Source organism: Cedecea sp. VD22, from assembly GCF_037150195.1.
In the GTDB taxonomy this organism is placed as follows: domain Bacteria; phylum Pseudomonadota; class Gammaproteobacteria; order Enterobacterales; family Enterobacteriaceae; genus Cedecea.
In genome coordinates, this window is the sequence record NZ_JBBCPX010000002.1 from 193,738 (window position 1) to 219,752 (window position 26,015).

A 26,015-nucleotide genomic window follows, 5' to 3' on the forward strand; every position below is an offset into this window, starting at 1 on the left:
AGGTTTTCGGGCTACGCCGTGAAGGAAAAACAATGCAACGAGAAGCGCTGTTCACTGTGGTATTTGACCGGTATCAGGTTGAGCCCGACTACCCGTGGGACAAGTTTAAGGACTACGCCGTGCTGCGCCATCGCTACAAGCGGAAATGGTTTGGCGTGGTGCTGAGTATTTCCGCCGCAAAGCTGGGGCTGGAAAGCGATGAAGTCGTCGATATTCTCAACGTCAAAGTGATGCCTGGCGCCGTGGGCTCGCTGAGAATGCAGCCGGGAATTTTACCGGCATATCACATGAACAAAGAGCATTGGGTCACGGTATTAATTGACAAGGTACCAGATGAATTAATCCTGGCCCTTATTGACGAAAGTTTTAGCCTGACGCGTTAATTTCATTCCCCCGGACATTGCATGGGACAGAATGCCCGGGGCATATTACAAATAATTTTTCGCTATTTTAATGACCGCTTTTTTGACTGCAGCGGCATTGCCATTAAGCATGCAGAGTGGCTTGTGTACTTCGCCGGGATAGAAAATAATAAAGTCCCCGGCATTCATAGTAATCATAGTTTCATCATCCGGCGTTCTAATAAAAGCAATATCACTCCCCGCCAGTTTATCTTCCATGACTTCCGTATGCGGCGGTTTGAGGCTAAACGCCATACCTTCCTGTCCGGCCAAAACAATTTGCACGTCAAGGTATTTCTCATGATATTCCGGGAGGGCTTCAGCGGCTAACCGGGTATTCCCTTCCATGACCATCACCCACACATTCTCTCCCGCAACATTGTATTTCCCTGCATGAGACTCAGCGTTGATGTTCTGCAAAACATAATCCAATGCCTCGGTTATTTTCGGCGGCAGCCACGGATTCAAACCTAATTCATTAATATTTCCAACAATCATATAACATCCTTTATTCAATGCGGGAGGGAACGTCTTTTTTATTAAATAGCCACCCTCGGGAGACAAAGATATCAGTAAAATAACGAACTGTGATCCGCTTCACGCATTTAAGTTATAAATAACAGGCAAGAATAATAAGTTGCATCACATAACGTTTTTTAGGCTAATTTTTGTATATCGTTTCACATATGAATCTCTAGGTTCTATATATGAAACAAAAGCAGCGTAAAACACGTTATGAAATAGGTTCGATATATAAAACAAAAAGCGTTCTATATATAAAACGAATCGCTGAATGGAAATAAATATGCATATTCCCGAGAATTTAAAAGAGAGTAAAGCGCCGGCAGCCGTCAGACTGGTGGCTATTCTTGATTTTATTGCGGAAAAAGGCAGCGCCAGTTTTAGCGAAATCAGTACCCAACTGGCTATCCCGAAAAGCAGCACCCACCATTTGCTGGAGGTGCTGTCCGCCACGCACCTGCTCCGTCTGCGCGTTGACGGGCGTTACGCTCTCGGGCTGCATCTGTTTGAGCTGGGGGGCCTGGCGGCAAGCGGGCTGGACATTCGCCTCGAGGCCATTCCTTACCTGCACGAGCTGGTCGAACTCACCGGGCTGACCTGCCATCAGGGCATCATGGAAGGTGATGAAGCCTTTTTCCTCAGCAAAATTCAGTCGCCGCAGGCGATTATATTGACGTCCTGGGAAGGGAAGCGCATTCGGCTGCACAGTACCTCATTGGGAAAAATTCTGTTGGCCTGGCGACCCGGCGAACAGGTTGAACAGATTCTGTCCAAGGCCACTTTCGTGAAGAAAACAGAGTCTACCATCACCGATAAGTCGCGTTTTATCGAGCATCTCGCCCTGGTGAAGCAGCAGGGCTGGGCCTATGACGATGGTGAGAATATCAATGAAATCCGCTGTATTTCTGCCCCGGTATTTGACGTCAAAGGCAATGTGCTTTGCGCCATCGGGCTGACGGGAATGGTTTCACAATTTACTCATGGCAAAAAAGAAGAGTATTTAAGTCATTTATTGGCAACCACTGAGAGAATATCAAATGCATTAAACTTTGGCCTGAAGTCCAGCCCCATAACTAAATAGTAAACCTGTATTAACCAGGTCGTAAATTATCCGAGGATTATTCTCGGAGGTTTACGTCTGGGGTTTTGCAATAAAAAATCCATTGATTAACTCTTTTATCGAGGAAACAAAGATGCAAATTAAGAGGGCAATAGACAAAATCCCCGGGGGATTAATGCTGGTGCCGCTATTTTTAGGTGCCCTGTGTAACACCTTTGCTCCGGGCACCGGCAAATACCTTGGCTCATTTACCAACGGGTTGATTACCGGCACGGTGCCGATCCTTGCCGTTTGGTTCTTTTGTATGGGGGCGTCGATTGAGCTCAAAGCCACGGGGACGATGCTGAAAAAATCCGGCGTACTGGTGGTGACCAAGATTGCTACCGCCTGGGTTGTCGCCATGGCCGTCGGGTCGTTTCTGCCGCTGAGCGGCGTTGAAGCCGGCCTCTTTGCAGGTATCTCCACCCTGGCGCTGGTGGCGGCGATGGACATGACCAACGGCGGGCTATATGCCGCGCTGATGAATCAGTACGGCTCCAAAGAAGAGGCCGGAGCCTTTGTCCTGATGTCGCTGGAGTCCGGGCCGCTGATGACAATGGTGATACTGGGCACCGCCGGGATTGCCTCCTTAGAGCCGCAGCTGTTTGTCGGGGCCGTGCTGCCTTTCCTGGTAGGATTTGTGCTGGGTAACCTTGATCCCGATCTGCGTAAAATGTTCGGTGGCGCGGTACAAACGCTGATTCCGTTCTTCGCCTTTGCGCTCGGCAATACCATTAAGCTGCAGGTCATTTTCGAAACCGGCCTTGCCGGGATCCTGCTGGGTCTCGTGGTTATTGTGGTCACCGGGATCCCACTGATTCTTGCGGATAAATTCATCGGCGGCGACGATGGCACGGCAGGCATAGCGGCCTCAAGTACGGCGGGTGCCGCCGTGGCTACGCCGGTATTAATTGCTCAGATGGTGCCAGAATTTGCGCCAGCGGCACCGGCAGCTACCGCCCTGGTGGCCACCAGCGTGATTGTCACTTCTCTTCTTGTCCCGATTCTGACCGCGCTTTGGGCAAAGCAGGCTAAAAAAGGCAAGACCAGCCAGGAGGTTGTTGTCACCAGACAACCCGCACCTTAATTGTTTAGCTAAATATATACCTGAGATTCAGATTAAATAACTTATTCCCTTTATGGCATATACCCGCCAGGGGCTTACTCGCGTTAAATTCAATATAGACTAAGGAGTCATGTATGGATATCAGACAAAGTATTCACAGCGATCACGCTAAAACGCTGGACACCGCCGGGATTAGAAAAGAGTTTTTAGTTGAAAATATTTTCGAAGCCGATAAATACACGATGGTCTACAGCCATATTGATCGCATCGTGATTGGCGGCATTATGCCGGTAAATAAAAGCGTTTCAATTGGCGAAGAAGTCGGTAAGCAGTTTGGCGTGAACTATTTCCTCGAACGCCGTGAGCTGGGGCTGATTAATATAGGCGGGGCCGCCGTGATTACCGTCGATGGCACCGAATACCGCGTAGAAAAAGAAGAAGCGATGTATATCGGGAAAGGCGCCAGGCATGTGGCGTTCGCAAGCGTCGACAGCGCTACACCCGCCAAACTCTACTACAACAGCGCGCCAGCCCACCACGCGTATCCAACAAGAACCATTACCGCCGCAGATACGGTGGCCGCGCCGTTAGGCAGCCTGGAAAGCTGCAATAAGCGCACCATTCGCAAGTATCTGGTGCCGGAGATACTCGACACCTGCCAGCTCAGCATGGGCATGACCCGGCTTGAAGAGGGCAGTAACTGGAATTCAATGCCCAGCCACACCCATGAACGCCGCATGGAAGTCTACTTCTACTTCGACATGGACGAAGACACCATCATCTTCCACATGATGGGCAAACCCCAGGAAACTCGACACGTCGTCCTGCACAACGAGCAGGCGGTGATCTCGCCGAGCTGGTCCATTCACTCGGGCGTCGGAACCAAACGCTACACCTTTATTTGGGGCATGATCGGCGAAAATTTAACCTTCGACGACATGGACCACATTGCCATGAAAGATATCCGCTGAATCGCTAGCGCTCACAAGGAGAACACAATGGTTTTAGAACAGTTTGCATTAACAGGAAAAGTGGCGCTGGTGACCGGCTGTAATACCGGGCTGGGGCAGGGCATGGCGGTTGGCCTGGCGCAGGCGGGCTGCGATATTATTGGTGTTAACATTGCAGAACCGGCGGAAACCCGCCAGCAAATTGAAGCGCTGGGGCGGCGTTTTGTGAATATCTCTGCCGACCTGAGCCGCTATGAGAATCTGCAAAACGTGGCCGATGACGCCGCCGCCGTTTTTGGACGGATAGATATTCTGGTGAACAATGCCGGGATTATTCGCCGCCAGGATGCCCTTGCGTTTTCGGAGCAGGACTGGGACGACGTGATGAACGTGAACCTCAAAACGGTTTTCTTCCTTTCTCAGGCGGTGGCGAAGCAGTTTATCAAGCAGAAAAGCGGGGGGAAAATCATCAATATTGCGTCGATGCTCTCTTTCCAGGGCGGGATCCGCGTGCCTTCTTATACCGCGTCCAAAAGCGGCGTCATGGGCGTCACCCGCCTGATGGCGAACGAATGGGCGAAACACAATATCAACGTCAATGCGATTGCGCCGGGCTATATGTCCACCAACAACACCGCGCAGTTAAGAGCGGATGCGGATCGCAGTAGTGAGATTCTGGATCGCATCCCGGCCGGGCGCTGGGGGCTCCCATCGGATCTGATGGGGCCGGTTGTGTTCCTGGCGTCACCGGCGTCAGACTACGTGAACGGCTACACCATTGCCGTCGACGGCGGCTGGCTGGCACGTTAACGTTGCTGACGAAGAGGGGAAAAGCGTGGTTTTTCCCTCTTCGTGGTTATGTGAACGCGTAAAGACCGCCTGCACAACAGGCGGCCTTTTCGACTACTTTTTCTGCCAGCTAACCGCGTAGTGATAATGTGACCCGGAGAGCAGAAACTCCGGCGAGACGCTCGGGCTCCAGGAATCGTCCCCGCCCACGCCCATATGATAGCCGTCTATATTCAGCCAACTGCCTTCTTCTTCTTTCAATAAATGCCGGTGCGTGGCTTCCTGCAGCTGTTTCTGGCCGTAGCGGCTGAGATTGAAGTGAAACGCCCCACGCCAGCGGTGGCTGCCGTATTCAAGCGACGAGGTATCGCAGCGCAGGCCATTTTCACTCGGGAAAACGTAGGGCGTGTACATGTCCGCCAGCGGCAGCGTCCAACGGTCCATCAGCGCTGAGCTTTTGCGGTCGGGATAGTTCTCGTGCGGGCCGCGGCCAAACCAGTTCACCTCAGATTCAATATCCGCGAGCTGACAGCAAAGGCCAATGCGCGCCGGGGCTGGCGTGCCGAAGGCAATGTCCACATCCACCGTAATATGCAGCACGCCCTCGCTGTCGATGAGATAGCTTTTGCGGCTGATAAACAGCGTTTTACCGTTACCCTGCCAGCTGTGGACGGTGCGAACCAGCACCGCGTTGCCCAGCCTGTCAACGTCGAAACTCAGCAGTTCCGGCGTCAGGTCGTACATGCCTGCGGCCTTCCAGCGCTCCACCCAGGCATTAGGATCGATATGTGCGGCCTCGCTGATGCCGATGTCATTATCCAGCGGTGCCCGTGTGAAATTATCCTGTAGCGGCCGGAGAAGCGTAGGCTGCTGATGGCTAAACCACTGGCAAAGCAGGCCGCTTCTACGCTCAAAGCGCCAGTGCTGATCGCCGTGGAACACATCGGCGTGCCTGTCGTCCATTTGCAGCAACGGCGCTGAACCGCCGGGGAGAGTTGTGGGCCTGACTAACGTGGACGGCAACTGCCACTGCACCCGAGCGCAACAATGCCCGGCCTCACTCCATGAGGTGGCTTGTACCTGCCGTACGTCGACATTGAGCCAGACAGCACCGGGGCGCGTAATCTCCGGCAGCGGAAGCTGAAGCACGCGGGTTTGTTCTGGGGCCAGGTCCAGCGCCAGTTCACCGCTGGCGAGCACTTCACCCTCGAGTTTCAGCGTCCAGACCAGCCGTTCGTTATCACTATGGCGGAACAGGTACTCGCTGGTAACTTCCAGTCCGTTGTCCGCCAACAGGCGGAACTGGAAGAACTGCTGCGCATGTTTCGCTTCATGCAGCGCCGGATGCGGCGTGCGGTCGGCGAAGACCAGGCCGTTCATGCAGAACTGCCGATCGTTTGGCCTGTCGCCAAAATCACCGCCGTAGGCGGCCCAGGGCTGGCCGCTTTCATCATGTTTTATCAGCGACTGATCGACCCAGTCCCAGACAAAACCTCCCTGCAGCCGTGGATGCTGGCGAAATGCCTCCCAGTATTTACTGAACCCGCCCAGGCTGTTGCCCATCGCGTGGGCGTATTCGCACAGAATCAGCGGGCGGCTTTCTTCAGGCAGCCCCAGCCATTTCTTTATCGACCACTTTGGCACCTGCGGGAAGGGCTGATCCTGATCCACCCGGGCATACATCGGGCAGATAATGTCGGTGGCCGCCGTGTCCGCGCCGCCGCCTTCATACTGCACTGGCCGCGTGGGATCGTTGGATTTTATCCAGCGGTAGAGGGCATCGTGATTGCTGCCGTGCCCGGACTCGTTGCCGAGCGACCAAATGATAATGGACGGATGATTGCGATCGCGCTGCACCATGCGCGTCACGCGCTCGACCATTGCTGGCAGCCACGTCGGATCGTCGCTCAGGCGGTTCATCGGCACCATGCCGTGGGTTTCAATATTGGCTTCATCCACAACATAAAGGCCGTAAAAGTCGCACAGCCTGTACCACAGCGGGTGATTGGGATAATGCGAGCAGCGCACGGCGTTGAAGTTATTCTGCTTCATCAGCAGGATATCGCGCCGCATTGTTTCTTCCTCCATCACCTGGCCGTTGACCGGGTGATGCTCGTGCCGGTTAGTGCCGCGCAAAAGCAGCGGTTTGCCGTTGAGCTTCAGCAGCCCGCCGGTAATCTCCACTTTACGGAAGCCAACGTCATAGCTTTCGGCTTCGATAAGCGCATTGCCTTGCTGCAGGACAACCACGGCGCGATAGAGATTCGGCACTTCCGCACTCCACAACAGCGGCTGTTCAACCGGCAGATGCAGGGTAGTGCGGTCGTGATAAGCCCCGCGTTCGTCAATAATCTCACTGCCGATAGACTGCAGTTTCGCCGCCAGCAATGTCTCGCCGCGCCAGAGCTGTACCAGCACTTCGCAGGCGCTGATGTTCTGACCTTCAAGTTTGACTAACGCCCGCAGCTCACCGCGTGAAAAATCTTCGTTAATATCGGTCTGCAACTGCACGTCGGCAAGGCGAGTTTCCGGCTTATGCAGCAGCGAAACATCGCGGAAAATACCGCTCATGCGCCACATATCCTGATCTTCCAGATACGTGCCGTCGCTCCAGCGAAGCACCATCACCGCAATACGGTTGCAGCCGGGTTTTAGCCCGGCGCTGAGATCAAATTCGGAGGGCAGACGACTGTCCTGGGCGTAGCCGATCCAGATGCCGTTGCACCACAGATGAAAGGCGGAGTTTACGCCATCAAAAATAATCCTCGTTTGCCCGCTCGTCAGCCAGGTTTCATCGACTTCAAATGTGAGCGAGTAACAACCGGTGGGATTGTCTTGCGGTACAAAAGGCGGGTTGACCGGAATCGGGTAGGTGATGTTGGTATAAACAGGCGCATCGTAGCCCAGCATTTGCCAGTTCGACGGGACGAGAATAGCGTCGGCTTCAGGAAGGTCTTCGCTGATCCAGCTCTCCGGCACCGCTTCGGGGCGAGGGAAATAGCTAAACGCCCATTCACCGTAAAGGGATCGCCGCGACGGTGAGCACTTATCATCCCTGGCATCTTCCAGCGAACGCCAGCTGGAAAACGGGGGATGAGCCGCCAGCGAGTTAAGCTGGGTCACGCCGGGGGATTCCCAGTCGCGGCGGGCCAGCGTGGCATGGAGCGAAGGTGAAATATTGGTCATAGTGATGCACCTGCGAGGTGATTGTTATTCGCTCACAATTTAGCGTGAGTTGTTCAGGAGTAAAGCCATCACGCCGTATTCGGTGATGGGCCTCACAAAGAACCCCGGTTTTATTTCAGGCGCGAAATCTGCTGCGCGAGGCGGGAAAGCTCGTCGGCCAGCTGTGCCGCCGTGGGCTGCATCAGGCTACCCGGTGCGGCTGTCGTTTTGCGTTCTACGAGGCTGACAGGCTGCAGCGCCGCTAATTCACCGCCCTGATGAATAAGCGCCACCATGCCGTTCACGCTGGCTTCGCCTAGCAGCCGGAAGTCCTGCCGGATGGTCGTCAACGGGGGAAGAAAACAGGCGCTATCTTCGGTGTCATCAAAACCAATAACGGAAATGTCATGCGGCACCACGAACCCGGCTTCGTGAATGGCACGCAGGGTGCCCAGCGCCATTTGATCGTTAGCCACAAGAATTGCCGTCGGCTTCTGATCGTCGCGTAAAAGCTGGCTAACCTGCTGGTAGCCTGACAGAGAACTCCAGTCCCCACGCAGAAAGGCCGCAGGCGCAAGCTGATGCTCCGCTAGCGTTCGCTGCCAGCCTTCAAGCCGCAGCCGGGCTGAGACCGAGTTTTCAGGGCCAGCAAGCAAGGCAATATGGCGATGCCCCAGTGTGACCAGATGCTCCACAGCAAGATCGGCGCCTGAAGCGGCGTCGGTAACAATATGATTAGCCGAAACCTCCGGCGAAACATCAAGGAACAACACGGGAACATCGCCGCAGGCCGCCTGCACGGCTGCCACCTCCGCCGCTTCCAGCGGAATGTTCACAATCAGCCCGTCAACGCGCTGGGCAAGCAGGCTATTCACGGCGGCGCAGGCCGCGTCAACACCGGGCTGTTCAACCATCGAAATCATTACGTTGAACTGCAGCTCACCGGCTTTGGATTTTATCGCCGCCGCAATCTGCGAAGGGGCATGCAGGGAAAGGGTGGTGGTCGCCAGGCCAAGCGTCTGGCTGAGTTTCCCCGCCAGCTGCTGCGCTACGCGATTAGGGACATAGTTCAGCGCTTTCATCGCGGCTTCAACTTTTTGCCGCGTTTTCGCCGAAACGTGCGAAGCCTGGTTGATCACTCGCGAAACGGTTTGATACGACACGCCTGCCAGCTCGGCAACATCGTACAGTGTCACAGATTTCGCTTTCATTGCAGGCTTCCTTCTCGCAGACGCTGGTAGGGCGGCTATTCTACACATAACGCGAAAGCCGGGAGAAACTTATGTACAAACTGTATGGCGTGTCGAGTTTTGGGTCGGCCATTACTGAATTGATGCTAACGCTGGTTGAGGAACCTTACAAATTCATCGACGTTGATGGGTTTGATACAGCGGGGCCAATGCGGGATCGGCTGCTGGAGATTAATCCGCTGGCGCAGGTGCCAACCCTTGTGCTGGAAAACGGAGAAGTGCTGACCGAAAGCGCGGCCATCGCGCTCTGGATCCTCGATCGTCACCCGCAGTATGCCCCGCCCATTGGCACGCCTGAGCGGCAGCAGTTTTACCGCCTGCTTATCTGGATTGTGGCCAACGTTTATCCCACCTTCACCTACGGCGATTACGGTGAACGCTGGGTAGAAGAAGAGGCCACGGTCCTCACCGAAAACCTTTACCGCTACCGCGAGTCGCTGTGGCTGTGGTTTGAAACGCAGCTCGGTGCTGGCCCCTATATTTTTGGCGAACGGCTGACGCTGCTGGATTTGTATCTGCCGGCGATGACCCGCTGGCGGCCCCGGCAGGCCTGGTTTGACCAACACACGCCTAAGCTTGCCGCCGTGGCGAATCAGGTTCGTGCGCTGCCGCAGCTCAATAAAGTGTTGGGCAGAAACGGCATGCTTTAAAGCACGAACGATCATCTGCCTGCCGGCCTCCGCATTTATAGTGAGGCCATTCATTCGCAGCAGGGAATCAGCAAAATGGCAGTAGATTTGGGGCTCTATTTCGACCGTATTAACTATCACGGGCCGCGCAGCGCCACCGTAGAAACGTTACGTGCGCTGCATCTGGCGCACGCCTGCACTATTCCGTTTGAGAATCTGGACGTTTTGCTCGGCAGAACGCTCCATATCGACGACGAAAGCGTCTTTGATAAGCTGGTCGTGGCCGGGCGCGGCGGCTGGTGTTTTGAGCAAAATGGCCTGTTCCGCAATGTTCTCGCCGAGCTTGGCTTTGAGGTGGAGAACTTAGCGGCCCGCGTGCTGCTGGCCAACCCGCCGCAGATGCCCGCGAGGACGCATCGCCTCACGAAAGTGACCGTCGACGGCCAGGACTGGATCGCTGACGTCGGCTTCGGCGGTAAAACGCTGCCTGAACCGGTTCGTCTGGTGGCCGGTGAAATGCAGCAGACGACGCATGGCGTGTACAGTTTCGAACGTGTTGACCACGACTGGCTGCTGAAATTCCATGACGCCGACAAGGTGATTAACCTGTATCGTTTTAGCCTCGAACCGCAGTACGACTCTGATTACGAAGCCGGGAACCACTACGTGGCAACGTGGCCGCAGTCGCACTTCCGTCACTGCCTGACGCTGAGTTTGTACAAGGCCAATGGCGAAAAAAATACGCTCTACAGCGCCGGGGAAAACGCACCGGTCTTTACCCGTGCACAAGACGTTTATGATCTGCTCCAGAAAAACTTCAATTTGCGCTTCGACCATCCGCGCCATGGCATCAGTCTCGAAGAGTTTTCGGCGATGCTGGTACGGATTGGCGTGATAAAACCAGCCTGACCTGTCCACTTTGACGCCGCAGTTCGTGCCAGCGCGCTGCGGCGATCCGTCTGGATCGCAAAGCTACACCCCAAAACTCGAAATAAAATAGCAACGGTACGCGCGTAGATAGCGGATATATCTTGTTTCAAAACCAATGCAAGGGTAAAAGGCCGAATAATATGAGGAATATTCAAAAATTGACGTTACTTTGAAAATTTCCTTTATCAATTTGAGCCTTTTTCTTTTAGCATATCGGCGGTTCTCATCAGGCGGCTCAGCGGTTAATACAGGTTATGAAAAACATCTTTCTGGCAATTATCCTTTCTCTTATGGTTATTGGCGCTTTTGCTCACGATCCGCAGCCTGGCACCGGGCTTGATTCGCTTGCCGCCGTGCAGGGCAGGTGACCCCTAAGCCACCCGCCTGACGTTGCTTAACCCGCCCAGCGGGAAGCGCGAATAATACTGCAGAAGTTCAGCGGCTCGAACGCAGGCTCTTTATCCCGAATGACATCGGCCTTCACGTTGCCAAACGTGGTGGCTGGTTTGTTTTTAATCCCGTCGTAAAATGCCTGAATAATTTCTTCCTTGAATGCCGCAGGGCGAGGATGTAGTTTCACCACCTGCTCGCGATGTTCCGCGCTGAATTTGTCGTAATCAATCCCAAGCACATCCATTTCCACACCAGCCGTGACCAGCGCAATTTCCGGCGCCATAAACTCAGGAATACCCGGTGTCGTGTGCAGGGCAATCGCCGTCCACACTTTGTCGATATCCGCCTGGCTAACGCCGTACTGACGCATAAAATCCTGTGCGGCAAACGCGCCGTCCACTTCAAAGCGCCTGTCGCAGCTGCAGTGTTCGTGGGTCAGCCCCATATCGTGGAACATACAGCCGATGTACAGCAGCTCATGATCAACCTTAAGTTCACGTCGCTGCCCGGCCAGCGCCGCCCAGTAGTAAACCCGGCTGGAGTGGTGGAAAAGTAAATCTGATTCGGTGTCGCGGACCAGTTGGGTAGCTTCCCGCGCCATTTTGGTGTCAGGCATGGCGATGCCGTTAATTTTTAAGCTCATCTCTTTCTCCTCATGTTGGTGTTGGAGTAGCATAGGCCTCCGTTGAAATGTCTTGAATAGTCGCATAACGACGATTTAAGACTTATGCCGCAGTTCGCGACGTGGAGAAGAGAATGGCGCATCAAATCCTGATCCTGGCGGTGCCGGGCGTTCAACTGTTGGATGTTTCCGGGCCGCTGGACGTGTTTGCCGAAGCAAACCGCGTGCTGTGCCGCGAGGTTTATCACTCACGAATTGTTGCGCTGGAAGACCCGACAATTGTCGCTTCATCCGGGGTTAAACTGCTGGCTGACGATGTGCTGGAAAGCACGGCGGGCGGGCGGGAAACCACATTTCTGGTCGCCGGTGCGCCGGATGCGGCAGGCAGAACGCTTAGCGCCGAACAGGGCAAAAAAATGATCGCGCTTTGTACCCAGAGCCGCCGCTTTGGCTCCGTCTGTACCGGCGCACTTTTATTGGCACAAACGGGCTTATTAAAAGGCAGGAAAGTCACTACCCACTGGTCAGCTGCATCGCTTTTAGCCGCCCATTACCCCGAAACGGAAGTTAGCGCCGACGCGCTGTACATCATGGATGGGGCGTTACGCACGGCGGCAGGCGTGACATCCGGGCTGGATCTCGCGTTAAGGCTGGTGGAAGAGGATCTGGGCCGGGAAGTCGCGCAGGACGTAGCGGCTAATCTGGTGATGTTCTTCAAGCGGCCAGTAAACCAGAACCACTTCATCCGCGAGCAAAAGACCTCGCTCAGCGGCCGCAGCGCGCTGCAGGATCTCCAGCGCTGGACCCTCGCCAACATAGCGGAGGTGACCACGGTCCAGCAGATGGCGGCACATATTCACCTCAGCGTGCGGCATTTAACGCGCCTGTTTCATCAGGAAATACAGATCACGCCGGGCGAGTGGCTGGAGGCCGAAAAAGTGGCAAAGGCGAGGCAGCTGCTGGAGTCCGGCGAGCTGCCGGTAAAAGCGATACCCGCCGCCAGCGGGTTTTCCGGAGTGGATACGCTGCGGCGGGCGTTTGTGCGCCGAATGGGCATCACGCCCGCCGCGTATAAGAAGATGTGCTAACCCCTACACGTTCGGGAACGTGATACTGTTCCCCGGCGCCTCGCGGTGCAGGTGGATAAAGTTCAGGTGGCGTTCGTACTGATCGAGAATGTCGATGATCACCTGTTCTTTGCTGTAGTCCATCAGGTCATTGCCCTGGCTGCCTTCCAGCAGGAAAGTTTCCAGCCGGTAATAGGTCGACTTCCCGCTGCGGGCGCGGTAGGTAAAGCCCGGCACCGAATACTTCTGCGGCCAAATCTGGTAGACAAAGTTTTGTTCGTCGCCCATATGCACCCGCAGTTCAAGGTGCCCCAGCTTCTCATCCGGCAGCGGTGGCTCAACGGAAAGTTCGACCTTCGCGCCGCGCAGTTCCAGTTCCTGAGAAACCTCTTCCATCGCCGGGTAGCAAACGGTATCCATCATCTTCTGCGTATAACGCGTGCCGGGGTAGTTCATCAGCCGGGAGAGGCGTTTTTTCCAGCCAAGACGATCCTGCGCGGTCATCATATACGGCGCGGTGTCGCGACTGGCGCTAACGCGGCGGTAATCTTCAATTTTTAGCGATTTATACAGCCCAGCCATCACGAAGAAGATCACGAAGCTGAAGGGCAGGCCCATAATCACCGTCATGTTCTGCAGCGCGGAAATGCCGTTGGTCATCAGCATCCCCATTGTCAGCAGGCCAATCGCAATGGACCAGAAGATACGCAGCCAGTTGGGCGCATCGCTGTTAATGTCCTTCAGCTTAGAGGTGAAGTTCCCCAGCACCAGCGCGCCGGAATCCGCCGAGGTGACGTAGAACAACAGGCCGGTGATCGTCGCCACCGAAGCGCTAAAGGTGAAGCCGGGATACTGCGCCAGCAGGCTGTAGAAGCCGCGCTCCGGGTGCGCCATCGCTTCCTGGGCAAAGGTGCCGTCGCCGTGAATGATTTCGTACAGCGCGCTGTTGCCGAACACCGAAAGCCACAGCAGCGTAAAGGTAAACGGAATAATCAGCGTGCCTAACACGAACTCACGAATGGTACGGCCACGTGAAATACGCGCCAGGAACAGGCCGACAAACGGCGACCACGCCACCCACCAGGCCCAGAAGAACAGGGTCCAGTTGTTCATCCATTCCACCGGGCGGTCGAACGCAAAGCTGTTTAGCGTCATGCCCATAAAGCGATTGATGTAATCGCCCACGTTCAGCACCAGCGCGTTGAGCAGAAATTCGGTATTGCCCATAAACAGCACGAACAGGATCAGGCCCAGCGCCAGCGCCACGTTCAGTTCGGAAAGCACGCGAATACCTTTATCCACGCCGGAGGTGACCGAAATAGTGGCGATAATCACCGACAGAACGATCAATGCCGCTTTAGCACCCAGGCTGTCCGGGATATCAAACAGCACGCTCAGCCCGTAGTTCAGCTGCACAACGCCGATCCCCAGCGTGGTGGCAATACCGAAAATCGTGCCGATCACCGCCGCGATATCCACCGTGTGCCCAATCGGGCCATTAATTTTCTTGCCGAAGATCGGGTACAGCGCCGAGCGAATCGTCAGCGGCAGATTATAGCGGTAGCTGAAATAGCCCAGCGCGATGCCCATCAGCGCATACATCGACCAGCCGGTCAGGCCGTAGTGGAACAGCGTCCAGACCATCGCCTGGCGCGCCGCCTCAATGGTTTGTCCGGCACCTTCCGGCGGCTGCATATATTGCGTCACCGGCTCGGCAACGGAGAAGAACATCAGGTCGATGCCTATCCCGGCGGCAAACAGCATCGCCGCCCAGCTCAGCACGCTGAATTCGGGCTTGGACTGTTCCGGCCCGAGCTTTATAGAACCGAAGCGTGAGCAGGCGATAAACACCACAAACACGATGTAGAGCGTGGCGGCAAGCAGGTAGTACCAGCCGAAGCGGGAGGAGACCCAGCTTAGCGTGTGGCTAATCAGATTCGCGGAGAAATCGCTATAAAAAATGGTCATCAGGGAAAAGCACAAAATCAGCCCGGCGGACGTGTAGAACACCACCGGGTTGATTTTGTCTTTTTCACTGGTAGCAGGAGCAGTAACGGGACTCGTCATCGATTACCTCAGGTTAAGTAACGGTGACTACTCAGATGAGCAGTTAAGTTTTTCTTGTGAATGCAGGTGAGATTGCTTTTTAACAATTCCATAATCAATTTATGGTCTTACATTGATGATTAAATTTAATTCATTGAATTTATTCAAATAAAATCCTCGTTTTTATTGTCTGGAACGCGAGTGTTTCTCTGTTTTCACGTCATTGCGTAACAATTAATACACATTTTATATTGAACGTTCAATCAATAAACGCTTAAATAGATAACAATTATTGATGAATGGAGCAGGGCGATGCCAAAAAAAGGTATGCAGCCGATAAGGCGAAGACAGCTCATCGACGCCACATTAAACGCCATAAATGAGGTCGGCATGCATGATGCCACGGTGGCGCAAATTGCCCGCCGGGCCGGGGTCTCGACCGGCATCATCAGCCACTACTTCCAGGATAAAAACGGCCTGCTGGAGGCCACCATGCGGGACGTCACCGCCCAGCTCCGCGATGCGGTGGTGGGGCGACTGAAAGCTTTACCTGGCGCTTCTGCCGAACGGCGGCTGTGCGCCATCGTGGACGGAAATTTTGACGAGACACAAACGCACAGCGCGGCGATGAAAGCCTGGCTGGCATTTTGGGCCAGCAGCATGCACCAGCCGATGCTCTACCGGTTACAGCAGGTGAGCAGCCGCCGCCTGTTATCCACGCTCACCGCCGAATTCAGGCGCGAGCTGCCGCAGGAGGAAGCCCGGCTGGCGGGCTATGGCCTCGCGGCGCTGATAGACGGCCTTTGGCTGCGGGCGGCCCTAAGCGGCAAACCGTTTGACCGCAAAGCGGCGAGCGTACTGACCACGCAATTCATCAACCAGCATCTTACTGCGGTGAAAAGCTAATTTAGCGAGGAAAAATCATGTCCCGATTGGGTGAACAAAAGCTCTATATCGACGGCGCTTACGTGAATGCGCTCAGCGGTAAAACTTTCGAAACCATCAACCCGGCTAACGGCGAAGTGCTGGCGGTCGTTCAGGCTGCTGGCCGGGAAGACGTTGACCGCGCCGTGGCTGCGGCGAAGAAAGGGCAGAAAATATGGGCAGCAAAAACGCCCGTTGAGCGTGCACGCATTTTGCGCCGCGCGGTCGACATTCTGCGCGAGCGTAACGATGAGCTGGCCGAGCTGGAAACGCTAGACACTGGCAAAGCCTTCAGCGAAACCTCCGCCGTCGATATCGTCACTGGTGCAGACGTGCTGGAATATTATGCCGGGCTGACAACCACCCTGGAAGGCCAGCAGATCCCGCTGCGGGATACCTCATTCGTCTACACCCGCCGGGAGCCGTTGGGCGTTGTGGCCGGGATCGGCGCATGGAATTACCCGATTCAGATTGCGCTTTGGAAGTCTGCCCCTGCGCTGGCGGCTGGCAACGCGATGATCTTCAAACCGAGCGAAGTGACGCCGCTTACCGCACTTAAGCTGGCAGAAATTTATACCGAAGCCGGGCTGCCGGACGGCGTCTTTAGCGTGCTACCAGGCGTTGGCGCAGAAACGGGCCAACTGCTGACGGAACACCCTGGCATTGCCAAAGTTTCCTTCACCGGCGGCGTAGCCAGCGGCAAAAAGGTGATGGCGAATGCCGCCGGTACCACGCTGAAACAGGTCACGATGGAGCTGGGCGGTAAATCTCCGCTGGTTATCTTTGATGACGCCGATCTCAACCTGGCGGCGGACATCGCGATGATGGCCAACTTCTACAGCTCCGGCCAGGTCTGTACCAACGGTACTCGCGTTTTCATCCCTGCGGCGCTGAAAGCCGAGTTTGAGCAGAAAATTGTGGCGCGCGTGGGCCGCATTCGTGCCGGTGACGTAATGGACCCGCACACCAACTTTGGGCCGCTGGTCAGCTTCCCGCACCGCGAAAACGTCCTGCGCTACATCGAATCCGGCCGTGAAGAAGGCGCGACGCTGCTGTGCGGTGGCGACAAGCTGCGCGGAGATGGGTTTGATAACGGTGCCTGGGTTGCGCCCACGGTATTCACCGACTGCCGGGATGAGATGACTATCGTCCGCGAAGAAATCTTCGGGCCGGTAATGTCGATCCTTAGCTACGAATCAGAAGAGGAAGTGATTCGCCGCGCTAACGACACGGATTATGGCCTGGCGGCGGGCGTAGTCACGAACGACCTCACTCGTGCGCACCGCGTAATTCACCAGCTTGAGGCCGGGATTTGCTGGATTAATACCTGGGGAGAGTCGGCGGCGGAAATGCCGGTGGGCGGCTACAAGCATTCCGGCATTGGTCGCGAAAATGGCCTGATGACGCTGCAAAGCTATACGCAAGTTAAGTCAATCCAACTGGAGATGGGCACCTATCACTCAATCTTTTAACCCCACCTGAGGAGGATGAATGGAATTTGATTACATCATTATTGGAGCGGGTTCCGCAGGTAATGTTCTAGCTGCACGTTTAACGGAAGATCCCGATACCACCGTCCTGCTGCTTGAGGCAGGCGGCCCGGACTACCGCTTTGATTTCCGCACCCAAATGCCCGCGGCACTGGCGTTCCCGCTGCAGGGCAAGCGCTACAACTGGGCCTATGAAACCGACCCCGAGCCGTATATGAACAACCGCCGTATGGAGTGCGGGCGAGGCAAAGGGCTCGGCGGCTCATCCTTGATCAACGGCATGTGTTACATCCGTGGAAACGCGATGGATCTCGACAACTGGGCATCGATGCCGGGCCTGGAGAACTGGAGCTATCTGGACTGCCTGCCGTACTACCGCAAAGCGGAAACCCGCGATATCGGCCCCAACGATTATCACGGCGGCGAAGGCCCGGTGTCCGTTACGACGCCGAAGCAGGGCAACAACCCGCTGTTTCACGCGATGATCGAAGCGGGCGTTGAGGCGGGCTATCCGCGAACGGACGATCTGAACGGCTATCAGCAGGAAGGCTTTGGCCCGATGGACCGTACCGTGACGCCGAAAGGCCGCCGCGCCAGTACCGCCCGTGGTTATCTAGATGAAGCAAAGCGCCGGGAAAACCTGACCATCGTGACCCATGCAACCACTGACCGCATTATCTTTGATAATTTGCGTGCGGTAGGCGTGGAATACCTGGTGAACGATAGCCCGGTGCATTCCGTGGCCAAAGCGCGCAAAGAAGTTTTGCTGAGCGCCGGCGCGATTGCTTCGCCACAAATTCTGCAGCGCTCTGGGGTGGGCGATGCAGAATTCCTGGCAAGCCTTGAGATCCCTGTTGTTCATGACCTGCCGGGCGTGGGCGAAAACCTGCAGGATCATCTGGAAATGTACCTGCAATACGAATGCAAAGAACCGGTGTCGCTTTACCCGGCGCTGCAATGGTACAACCAGCCAAAAATCGGTGCAGAGTGGCTGTTTAACGGCACCGGCGTAGGCGCGAGCAACCAGTTTGAAGCGGGGGGCTTTATCCGCAGCCGCGAAGAATTTAGCTGGCCTAATATTCAGTATCACTTCCTGCCGGTGGCGATTAACTACAACGGCTCAAACGCGGTGAAAGAGCACGGTTTCCAGTGCCACGTCGGCTCTATGCGTTCCCCAAGCCGGGGCCGCGTGAAGCTGAAATCGCGCGACCCTCACGAGCACCCGAGTATTCTGTTCAACTATATGTCTCACGAACAGGACTGGCAGGAGTTCCGCGACGCGATTCGTATTACTCGTGAGATCATGCAGCAGCCAGCCCTGGATAAATACCGTGGCCGCGAAATCAGCCCCGGCGTTGACTGCCAGACGGACGAACAGCTGGATGAGTTTGTGCGTAACCATGCGGAAACCGCTTTTCACCCGTGCGGCAGCTGTAAAATGGGGCACGACGACATGGCCGTGGTGGACGAGCAGGGCCGGGTTCACGGCCTGCAGGGGCTGCGCGTGGTGGATGCTTCAATTATGCCGCAGATCATTACCGGCAACCTGAACGCCACCACCATTATGATCGGTGAAAAAATTGCCGATGCGATTCGCGGCAAAGCGCCGCTGCCGCGCAGCACCGCCAGCTATTACAAAGCGGAACAGTCGCCGGTCAGAAAAGCGCCGGCGCGAAAAATCCAGTAACCCTTCAAGGCCAGTGAAACTGGCCTTTCTTTTACCCGCCGCTTGCCCGATCCCCCTGTGAAGCAGTAAAACTACTGTTCAACAACAAAAAGGAGAATCACCGTGCCGCATATCGAAATCAAATGTTTCCCTCGTGAGCTGACCGAAGAGCAAAAACAGGCCGTGGCCAGCGAAATGTGTGATGTGCTGAAAAAGCACTTCGGCTCGAAGGACGAGTCGCTGTCCGTGGCGCTGAAAATGATCGATCAGGCGAACTGGAAAGCCGAAGTGTGGGATACGCAGATTGCGCCGGAGATGGATTCGCTGCTGAAAAAACCGGGTTACAGCCTTTAGTCAAGTTTAAAAGGTGACAATGTCACCTTATGGGTAGCGGATTATCGTCAACCCTTCGCGCTCATCGGGCGCAACGAAGTAGCGGGTAATCAAATCAAACTGCGCGTCCGTAGCGGCAAAATCATGAGTTCCGCTGCTGTTGCGGGCGCGTAATCTCTCCCGGCAAACGTCATCGGGCACGTCCAGATAGTGCAGGCGATTATCTGCCCCGGCTTCATCCGCAATCGACTTCATCCACTGGCGGTTTGCCAGCGTATTCGCCGGGAAATCGAGCACCACCGAAAGCCCGTTCCTCAGCAGGGAAACAAGATGCGGCGTTAGCGCTTTTTTCAGTTTGCCTGAGCAGGCGACATAATCCGCCACGCTTTGCATTTGCTCGCCGTAAAGCGCCGCGAGCCAGCTGTCTTCGCTGACCAGAATAGTATCGGGCGTTTCCATCAGCTTTGCGCTCAGGGTGGATTTACCGGCAGCAATTTTGCCGCAGAGAAGATGAAGCGTGGGCTGAGCGGGGGACGAGTCTGGCATTGACACCTCATGGAAAGAAACAGGTTTTCACTACTGTCTACCTGAGGAATGAAAGATACAACTAGTAAAATTGGCGGGTCAGAGCGGCTGACCCGCACACAGATTACTTCAGTTTCGTCCAGTAAGTGCCCGTTTCTTTCACCACCAGGAACTGCTGGTTCATCTCATCCAGCGTTTGCTGCGGATCCATATCCGCAAACAGCTGCGGGTGGAACGTTTTGGCAAAGAACTCAACATCCAGTAAATGCCACGGCGAGAGGTAGAAGTTATGCCAGACTGCCCAGGCTTTGTCGTTCTGGATAGCGTTCAGATTAGAAATCACTTTCTGCTGGCTAAGCACCTGCGTAAAGCTTTGCTGCGCCTGAACGGCTGTGACTTCCGACCCCAATTTCAACCGGTCTGTTTGATCCGGCCCGGCGCTGCCGGTGGCGATGTAAATATCCGGGTTCACCGTCAGCAGCGCTTCCGGGGAAATCTTGCCATACACGCCGGGGAAGCGGCTCACGGCAATGTTATCCCCACCGGCAAAGGCCAGCAGATCCGCCAGGTTGCCGCGCCCGACGGTGGTGCAACAGTCGCTTTTATCCCCTAAATGCAGCTGCAACATTACCGTCGGCTTCACGGGTTTAGCCTCAGCCAGGCGTTGGGCAATCTTCGCCATGTGCTGCTGATAGAAGGCGATAAACTTTTCCGTTTTCGGCTGGTCGTTTAGCGCTTCGCCCAGAATACGCAGGCTGGGAACGGTGTTATTCAGCTGATCGACGCGGAAATCAACGTAAATCACCGGAATATGCGCCTGCGTCAGCTGGGTAAGAAAGCTGTCGTGATTGCTCTCTTTTTTGGCGTAGATCGGCAGAATCACAAGGTCTGGATGCAGGGCGATAACCTTCTCCACGCTTATCTGCGAGAAGTTATTGTTGCCGATAGTCGGGATATCTTTGATAGCCGGGAACGCTTCGGTGTAGCGGTTCCAGGTCTGCGGATCCAGACGCTGCAGATCCGCAGGCCAGCCGACGACGCGCTTCGCCGGGTTACCGTCCTCCACCAAAGCGAGGGTGTAAATCATCCGGCTTTCGCCGACGACCAGGCGCTGCGGGTTATCCGGCACCTCAACTTTACGCTGCAGAATATCGGTTATCGTTTTGGCCTGACTGCCGGCGCTAAGCGCCAGCAGGGCCGCGAGCAACAGCGACTTTTTCATCTCAGAAGTCCACGCTGGCGGAGAGATAAGCGGTGCGCGGTTCACCTTCGATAACGCGCAGGTTACCGGCACTGGATTCATAGTACTCGCGGTTGAACAGGTTTTTGACGTTCAGCTTCAGCTCGGTATTTTTACCCAGCAGCTTGCTGTCCCAGGCCACAAACGCATCAGCCACGGTGTAAGCCGGCATGGTGAAGCTGTTTTCCGGGTCACCCGCGCGGCTGCCGACGTAACGCCCGCCGCCGCCCAGGCGTAATTCACCCGGCAGCCAGGAGAAACGCAGGGTGTGGCTGAGGTAAAGTCCGCCCATGGTCGTCGGGGCATTTACCAGGCGGTTGCCGACGTTCACCGGATTGACGTTATCTTCCACGATCTCAGTTTTGTCATAGCTGTAGTTCGCCGTCAGGTTCCAGTCCTGCGCAATTTCGCCGTTAAGCTCTAATTCCGCACCGGTGGAGCGCGCTTTCGGGATATTGCGGGTCACGCCGTTGATAAAGATCGACATGTCTTTTTCATCAATGCGGTAGAGCGCCAGGCTGCTGGTCAGGCGAGGTGCCATCTGCCATTTCGCGCCCACTTCCCATGTCGTCCCTTTTTCGGTGGACGCTACGTTGCCGTTGTCGTCCGTTTGCGTGGAAGGGGTGAACGACTTGCTGTAGCTGCCGTACAGCGACACGTCAGGCACGATTTTGTACACCAGGCCAAGCTGCGGCAGGAAGGCATTGCCCCGGTCCTCCAGCGTGGTTTGCGGGTTTACCCAACCGGCGCTGGAGGTCTGGGTATAGCGCTGCAGGCGGCCACCCAATACGGCAATCCACTGGTCAGTCAGATGAATGCTGTCTTTCGCAAACACGGAGCGGCTGTAGAGATTAGTGCGCAGGTTGCTGTTGGAATCGCTATAGGTGCTGCCGTTGGTGACCGGCGAGACGCCGTACACCGGGTTATACATATTGAAGGTTTTCGTCACCTTCCCACGATACGAATACTTCTTGTAGGTTTCGTTTTGCTCGTAATCCGCGCCCAGCGTGATGTCATGGGTCATGCCCAGCAGTTCAGGGCTGCCGCTGATGTCCCAGGACGCGTAATCCGTCTGGTGGTTAAAGCCGCGGTTAGCATCCGCGCGGCGGGAAACCAGGCCGCTGTTAGGATCGACCGCCGTGGCACGCACTTCGTTACTGTCGTAGCGGCGCTGCATCCAGGCGTAGTTCAGGTTGGTTTCCCAGGTGTCATCCAGCTTGTACGAGTAGTTGGTCGTCAGGCGTTTGTTTTTGCCCCAGGCATGGTTGGCGTAATCGTCAATGCGGCGGTCGTAAGGAATGTTGAGCGGTTTGCCGTTGATAAACGCCGTGCCGCGGTCATACGGAATATCAAACTTATATTCTACGTAGCTGATATTGAAAGAGGCTTTGTCACCGTACCAGCTGAGCGACGGGGCAATCAGCGTGTGTTCGTCGGTGCCGAAATTCCGCCAGTAATCCTCATGCTGGCGTTCGGCGACCAGTCGGAAGGCGAAGCCGTTGCCGAGCGGGCCGGTGACGTCAACCATGCCGGACCCGCCGCCGTTGCTGCTGCTGGTGCCGCTGACGTGGGTGTTCCAGGTGTACTGCGGTTTCTTGCTGACGAGGTTAATCACGCCGCCGGGATTCAGGATGCCGTAGAGCAGGGAGGCTGAGCCTTTCAGCACCTCAACATGGTCGATGCTGGAATCCATCGCCAGGCCCTGGTTGCTGCGCACCCCGTCAATAAACACGGAGCCATCGCTGTTCGAGCCGAACCCGCGTTTGACAAAACCGTCCTCGATGCCGCCGAGAGTATTACTCTGCGTGACGCCGCTGACGAACTTCATCGCGTCATTGACCGAGGTCACCGCGTAGTCGTCAATCACCTGCGGCGTGACCACGCTAACGGACTGCGGAATCTCGCTGCGCGGCGTCTTGCTGCGGGAGGCGATGGTAGAGTCATCCTGGGTATAGCTGGTTGGTGAGCCGTCCGGGTTCGCGGTAGCGACCACGGTTAAGGTGTCTTCCTTCGGTTTGTCGGCGGCGAAAGCCGGAGCACCAACGATGAAGGTTGAAATGATTAATAATTTTGAATTAACAAGTGCCTGGCGAACGAAAGTAGAACCAAAAGGAATGCGATTCATGATGTTGTTTATCTGAACTGAAGCGATTTTATAATGGGAATTAAGATGATAATAACAATAATTAGCATTTACAATATTAACTCTGCTTACATAATTACTGGTTTTATGTCCAAAATCCTGATGATTTAGCGGGGAATTAGCAGAAAAAATGAAGAACGCGGGACGAATGCCCCGCGTGAATATCGAGAGCGTTAACCGACTTCCGGCAGCAGGCCGACGGTAATCAGGAACTGAATAACAATCACCGCGATCCCGCAGGCAAAGACCAGCCCCAGCAGCGGCTTACCGCCCGCCACGCGCCACGTCGCCTCCGCATGCTGTTTGCGGCTTTGCCACACCAGCATCGACGGCACCAACAGGGCAAGCACCGCCAGCGCAACGCCCGCATAGCCCAGCGCCATCACAAATCCCTGCGGGTAGAACAGGGCAAACACCAGCGGCGGCAGGAACGTCATCAGGCCGGTTTGCAGGCGGCCAGAGGCTTTCCGGCTGCGGGCAAAAAGATCGCCGAGGTAGTCGAACAGGCCCAGGGAAACGCCGAGGAACGAGGTGGCCAGCGCGAAGTCGGCGAACAGATGAATCGCCAGCTCAACGTGAGGGGTGGCCACCACCTGACGAACAACCTGCAGGAAGCCGTTCAGCCCGGAATGCTCCGCCATCAGCCCGGTAAAGGTTGGCGAGTCAATGGCGCCGAGGGTGGCGAGCTGCCAGAAAATGTAGGCCACCAGAGGAATAGCGCTGCCGACGATAAACACCCAGCGCAGCTTGCGAATATTGCCGTTCATGTAGCTGACAATACTCGGCACGCTGCCGTGGAAGCCAAACGAGGTAAAGATGACCGGGATGGCGGAAAGCGCGAGGCCTTTCTCAATCGGCATTGTGAGCAGGTTGGTGTGGTGGATATGCGGCATCATCAGGGCCAGCATGACCACCAGTAGAATGATTTTGGCGCTGAACAGCACGCGGTTAAACATATCAACCATGTGGGTGCCGATACAGACAATTCCGCCCGCCACAACGGTAAAGAGCAGCACGCCAGAAGTGGCGGAGATAGAAGTGGACAGCCACTGGCTAAGGCTTGCCGCCAGCAGTTCACCGGCGCCGCTAATGTAAGCCGCCGTCAGGGCATACATCAGGAACAGCATACTGAAGCCCGTTAACCACTGGCCGGGGCGGCCAAGGTAGCGCCGGGCGAGGGTACCCAGACCGGTGTCCGCCGGAACGTGCTGATAAACCTCTACCAGCAGGAGTGCGGTGTAACACATCAGTGCCCAAAGGCCGACGAGCATCAGCAGCGTGACGCTAAACCCTACGCCAGCAGATGCCAGCGGCATCGCCAGCATGCCTGCGCCAATGGTGGTTCCCGCCACGATAAAAACACTGCCAAGAGTCCTGTTCTTCACGCTTTCCTCTGCATTTACGAAGAGCTGTATACATTTATGCCGCGCAGGGTAAGGGAAAAGCGTAGATGCGTCAAATGAGGGTTACGGGGGGTGTATCGATATATTTACGATTTTGCTTAAGTTTTTGTGACATTGTCACGTAATAAAATTAAACCAATCAGTGCTTGCCATACCGCGGGAAATTAAGGCTTTATTAATATAAATAGTAATAATAACTAATCTCTTTCTCATGGAGAGCATCAATCAATGAAAGCAAATTTGGTCCTGACAGGGTTACTGCTCGCTTCGGCGGGCTGCGGCGCCACCACTTACCCCATCACGGTTACCGACATGGATAACCAGCGTATTACTATCGAAAAAGAACCTCAGCATGTGATCCTGCAGGATGGGCGAGACATTTTGTCGCTTGCGCTGCTCGACCGTGAAGATCCGTTCAAACGCGTTGTAGCCTGGAATAACCTGCCGAAAAAACAGGACACCCAAACCTGGGATGTGCTGAAGGGCAAATGGCCTGAAGCCACCAAAATTATTGATATGGGCTTTAGCGATCAGGGCGAAGTCAACCTTGAGAGCGTGCTGGCGCAGCAGCCGGACATCATGATTGCGCAACTGCGGGCCAAGCCTGCGCTGGAGCAAACCGGCGTTATTAAGTCCCTTAAAAAACTCAATATTCCGGTGGTGTTCGTTGACTATGAGCTGCACCCGGTTGAGAACACCGCCAACAGCGTGAAGCTGCTGGGCACCGTGCTTAATCAGGAGAAACGCGCCAAAGAGTACACTGACTATTACCAGCAGCACCTGGCCCGCATTCAGCAGGTGGCGGCCGATGTTAAAAACAAACCTACGGTGTTTATTGAGCCGATCGCCGGTAACACCGAGAACTGCTGCTTCACCCACGGGCACAACGGCTGGGGCGCGCTGGTGGAAGCGGTAGGCGGGAAGAACATTGGTTCTAAGCTGCTGCCTGGCAGCGCCGGGTTTGTCTCCATGGAGCAGATCATCGCCATGAAGCCTGACGTCTATATTATGTCCGGCTCTAAACGCCCGAATCCGAGCGTATTGCCGTTTGGCTACGGCGGTACGCCGCAGGAAGTGAACGCCACCTTCAGTAAACTGCTGGCCCGTAACACGTTCCAGAACATCGAGCCGGTGAAAGAAGGCAAGGTCTACGGCGTGTATCACCACTTCTATAATCACCCGTACAACATTATCGGGATGGAAATCTTAGCCAAAGACCTGTACCCGCAAAAACTGCAGGATCTTGACCCAACGGCGGACTACCACCAGATAATCACGCAGTTCACGCAGATCCCTGACGATCCTATTCTGCTGAGTTACGTCTACAAAAAGCCATAATCGCTTTTTAAGAAACGAAACGCG

Annotated in this window: 22 protein-coding genes; 13 read left to right on the forward strand and 9 right to left on the reverse strand. The window is 55.3% G+C overall.

Annotated elements, in window-relative coordinates:
* The first annotated feature begins 32 nt into the window (after positions 1-32).
* Positions 33-383 carry an MmcQ/YjbR family DNA-binding protein gene (locus WFK85_RS06990; RefSeq protein ID WP_008458837.1) on the forward strand — a complete coding sequence of 117 codons (351 nt, stop codon included), beginning with the start codon at positions 33-35 and terminating at the stop codon, positions 381-383.
* 45 nt (positions 384-428) lie between these two features.
* Here WFK85_RS06990 and WFK85_RS06995 read toward each other — a convergent pair whose 3' ends face one another.
* On the reverse strand, positions 429-899 hold the full coding sequence (locus WFK85_RS06995) for a YhcH/YjgK/YiaL family protein (protein WP_008458839.1): 471 nt from the start codon (positions 897-899) through the stop codon (positions 429-431).
* A 307-nt stretch (positions 900-1,206) separates the two neighbouring features.
* On the opposite strand from WFK85_RS06995, the gene WFK85_RS07000 reads away from it, so the two are divergent.
* The 4 genes from WFK85_RS07000 to kduD all read left to right on the forward strand — a co-directional run bounded on the left by WFK85_RS07000 (position 1,207) and on the right by kduD (position 4,848).
* Complete coding sequence (locus tag WFK85_RS07000) at positions 1,207-2,004, forward strand: IclR family transcriptional regulator (protein ID WP_336707171.1); 798 nt, start codon at positions 1,207-1,209, stop codon at positions 2,002-2,004.
* A 112-nt stretch (positions 2,005-2,116) separates the two neighbouring features.
* Entirely contained in the window at positions 2,117-3,109 is a 993-nt protein-coding gene (gene kdgT / locus WFK85_RS07005; RefSeq protein ID WP_336707169.1) for a 2-keto-3-deoxygluconate transporter, read from the forward strand.
* 113 nt (positions 3,110-3,222) lie between these two features.
* Positions 3,223-4,059, forward strand: coding sequence for a 5-dehydro-4-deoxy-D-glucuronate isomerase (gene kduI, locus WFK85_RS07010; RefSeq protein ID WP_166992385.1), 837 nt, complete (start codon positions 3,223-3,225; stop codon positions 4,057-4,059).
* Positions 4,060-4,086: 27 nt separating this feature from the next.
* Positions 4,087-4,848, forward strand: a complete 762-nt coding sequence (gene kduD / locus WFK85_RS07015; RefSeq protein ID WP_336707167.1) for a 2-dehydro-3-deoxy-D-gluconate 5-dehydrogenase KduD — start codon at positions 4,087-4,089, stop codon at positions 4,846-4,848.
* Between the two features lie 93 nt (positions 4,849-4,941).
* Here the strand turns inward: kduD and WFK85_RS07020 are convergent, their stop codons facing one another.
* A complete protein-coding gene (locus tag WFK85_RS07020) occupies positions 4,942-8,013 on the reverse strand; it encodes a beta-galactosidase (RefSeq protein ID WP_336707165.1) in 3,072 nt (1,023 codons plus the stop codon).
* Between the two features lie 110 nt (positions 8,014-8,123).
* Positions 8,124-9,203 carry a LacI family DNA-binding transcriptional regulator gene (locus tag WFK85_RS07025; RefSeq protein WP_336707164.1) on the reverse strand — a complete coding sequence of 360 codons (1,080 nt, stop codon included), beginning with the start codon at positions 9,201-9,203 and terminating at the stop codon, positions 8,124-8,126.
* A gap of 71 nt (positions 9,204-9,274) precedes the next feature.
* Between WFK85_RS07025 and WFK85_RS07030 the strand changes: the two genes are divergently transcribed.
* Together WFK85_RS07030 and WFK85_RS07035 are read left to right on the forward strand one after the other, a co-directional pair.
* Entirely contained in the window at positions 9,275-9,892 is a 618-nt protein-coding gene (locus WFK85_RS07030; RefSeq protein WP_008458853.1) for a glutathione S-transferase family protein, read from the forward strand.
* A gap of 75 nt (positions 9,893-9,967) precedes the next feature.
* Positions 9,968-10,780 carry an arylamine N-acetyltransferase family protein gene (locus WFK85_RS07035; RefSeq protein WP_336707162.1) on the forward strand — a complete coding sequence of 271 codons (813 nt, stop codon included), beginning with the start codon at positions 9,968-9,970 and terminating at the stop codon, positions 10,778-10,780.
* 415 nt (positions 10,781-11,195) lie between these two features.
* Here WFK85_RS07035 and WFK85_RS07040 read toward each other — a convergent pair whose 3' ends face one another.
* A complete protein-coding gene (locus WFK85_RS07040; protein ID WP_166992397.1) occupies positions 11,196-11,837 on the reverse strand; it encodes an HD domain-containing protein in 642 nt (213 codons plus the stop codon).
* A 113-nt stretch (positions 11,838-11,950) separates the two neighbouring features.
* Between WFK85_RS07040 and WFK85_RS07045 the strand changes: the two genes are divergently transcribed.
* A complete protein-coding gene (locus WFK85_RS07045; protein WP_166992400.1) occupies positions 11,951-12,904 on the forward strand; it encodes a helix-turn-helix domain-containing protein in 954 nt (317 codons plus the stop codon).
* A gap of 3 nt (positions 12,905-12,907) precedes the next feature.
* Here WFK85_RS07045 and WFK85_RS07050 read toward each other — a convergent pair whose 3' ends face one another.
* The gene (locus tag WFK85_RS07050; RefSeq protein WP_008458860.1) at positions 12,908-14,950 is read right to left on the reverse strand and encodes a choline transporter; all 2,043 of its coding nucleotides are present in this window, start codon (positions 14,948-14,950) and stop codon (positions 12,908-12,910) included.
* Between the two features lie 291 nt (positions 14,951-15,241).
* On the opposite strand from WFK85_RS07050, the gene betI reads away from it, so the two are divergent.
* The 4 genes from betI (at position 15,242) to pptA (ending at position 19,363) form a co-directional block, all read left to right on the forward strand.
* Positions 15,242-15,835, forward strand: coding sequence for a transcriptional regulator BetI (gene betI / locus WFK85_RS07055; RefSeq protein WP_166863880.1), 594 nt, complete (start codon positions 15,242-15,244; stop codon positions 15,833-15,835).
* Positions 15,836-15,852: 17 nt separating this feature from the next.
* Complete coding sequence (betB, locus tag WFK85_RS07060; RefSeq protein ID WP_166992402.1) at positions 15,853-17,325, forward strand: betaine-aldehyde dehydrogenase; 1,473 nt, start codon at positions 15,853-15,855, stop codon at positions 17,323-17,325.
* A 19-nt stretch (positions 17,326-17,344) separates the two neighbouring features.
* Positions 17,345-19,030: a choline dehydrogenase gene (betA, locus tag WFK85_RS07065; protein WP_166992404.1), complete on the forward strand. Its 1,686-nt coding sequence runs from the start codon at positions 17,345-17,347 to the stop codon at positions 19,028-19,030.
* Positions 19,031-19,132: 102 nt separating this feature from the next.
* Positions 19,133-19,363 carry a tautomerase PptA gene (gene pptA, locus WFK85_RS07070; protein WP_039293536.1) on the forward strand — a complete coding sequence of 77 codons (231 nt, stop codon included), beginning with the start codon at positions 19,133-19,135 and terminating at the stop codon, positions 19,361-19,363.
* A gap of 27 nt (positions 19,364-19,390) precedes the next feature.
* Here the strand turns inward: pptA and WFK85_RS07075 are convergent, their stop codons facing one another.
* The 4 genes from WFK85_RS07075 to tyrP all read right to left on the reverse strand — a co-directional run bounded on the left by WFK85_RS07075 (position 19,391) and on the right by tyrP (position 24,635).
* Entirely contained in the window at positions 19,391-19,888 is a 498-nt protein-coding gene (locus WFK85_RS07075; RefSeq protein ID WP_166992407.1) for an AAA family ATPase, read from the reverse strand.
* Between the two features lie 103 nt (positions 19,889-19,991).
* Positions 19,992-21,089 carry an ABC transporter substrate-binding protein gene (locus WFK85_RS07080; RefSeq protein WP_166992410.1) on the reverse strand — a complete coding sequence of 366 codons (1,098 nt, stop codon included), beginning with the start codon at positions 21,087-21,089 and terminating at the stop codon, positions 19,992-19,994.
* Position 21,090: 1 nt separating this feature from the next.
* Entirely contained in the window at positions 21,091-23,232 is a 2,142-nt protein-coding gene (locus tag WFK85_RS07085) for a TonB-dependent siderophore receptor (protein WP_336707159.1), read from the reverse strand.
* A 191-nt stretch (positions 23,233-23,423) separates the two neighbouring features.
* Positions 23,424-24,635 carry a tyrosine transporter TyrP gene (gene tyrP / locus WFK85_RS07090; RefSeq protein ID WP_336707157.1) on the reverse strand — a complete coding sequence of 404 codons (1,212 nt, stop codon included), beginning with the start codon at positions 24,633-24,635 and terminating at the stop codon, positions 23,424-23,426.
* A gap of 246 nt (positions 24,636-24,881) precedes the next feature.
* Between tyrP and WFK85_RS07095 the strand changes: the two genes are divergently transcribed.
* Positions 24,882-25,991: an ABC transporter substrate-binding protein gene (locus WFK85_RS07095; protein ID WP_336707155.1), complete on the forward strand. Its 1,110-nt coding sequence runs from the start codon at positions 24,882-24,884 to the stop codon at positions 25,989-25,991.
* Positions 25,992-26,015: the final 24 nt, after the last annotated feature.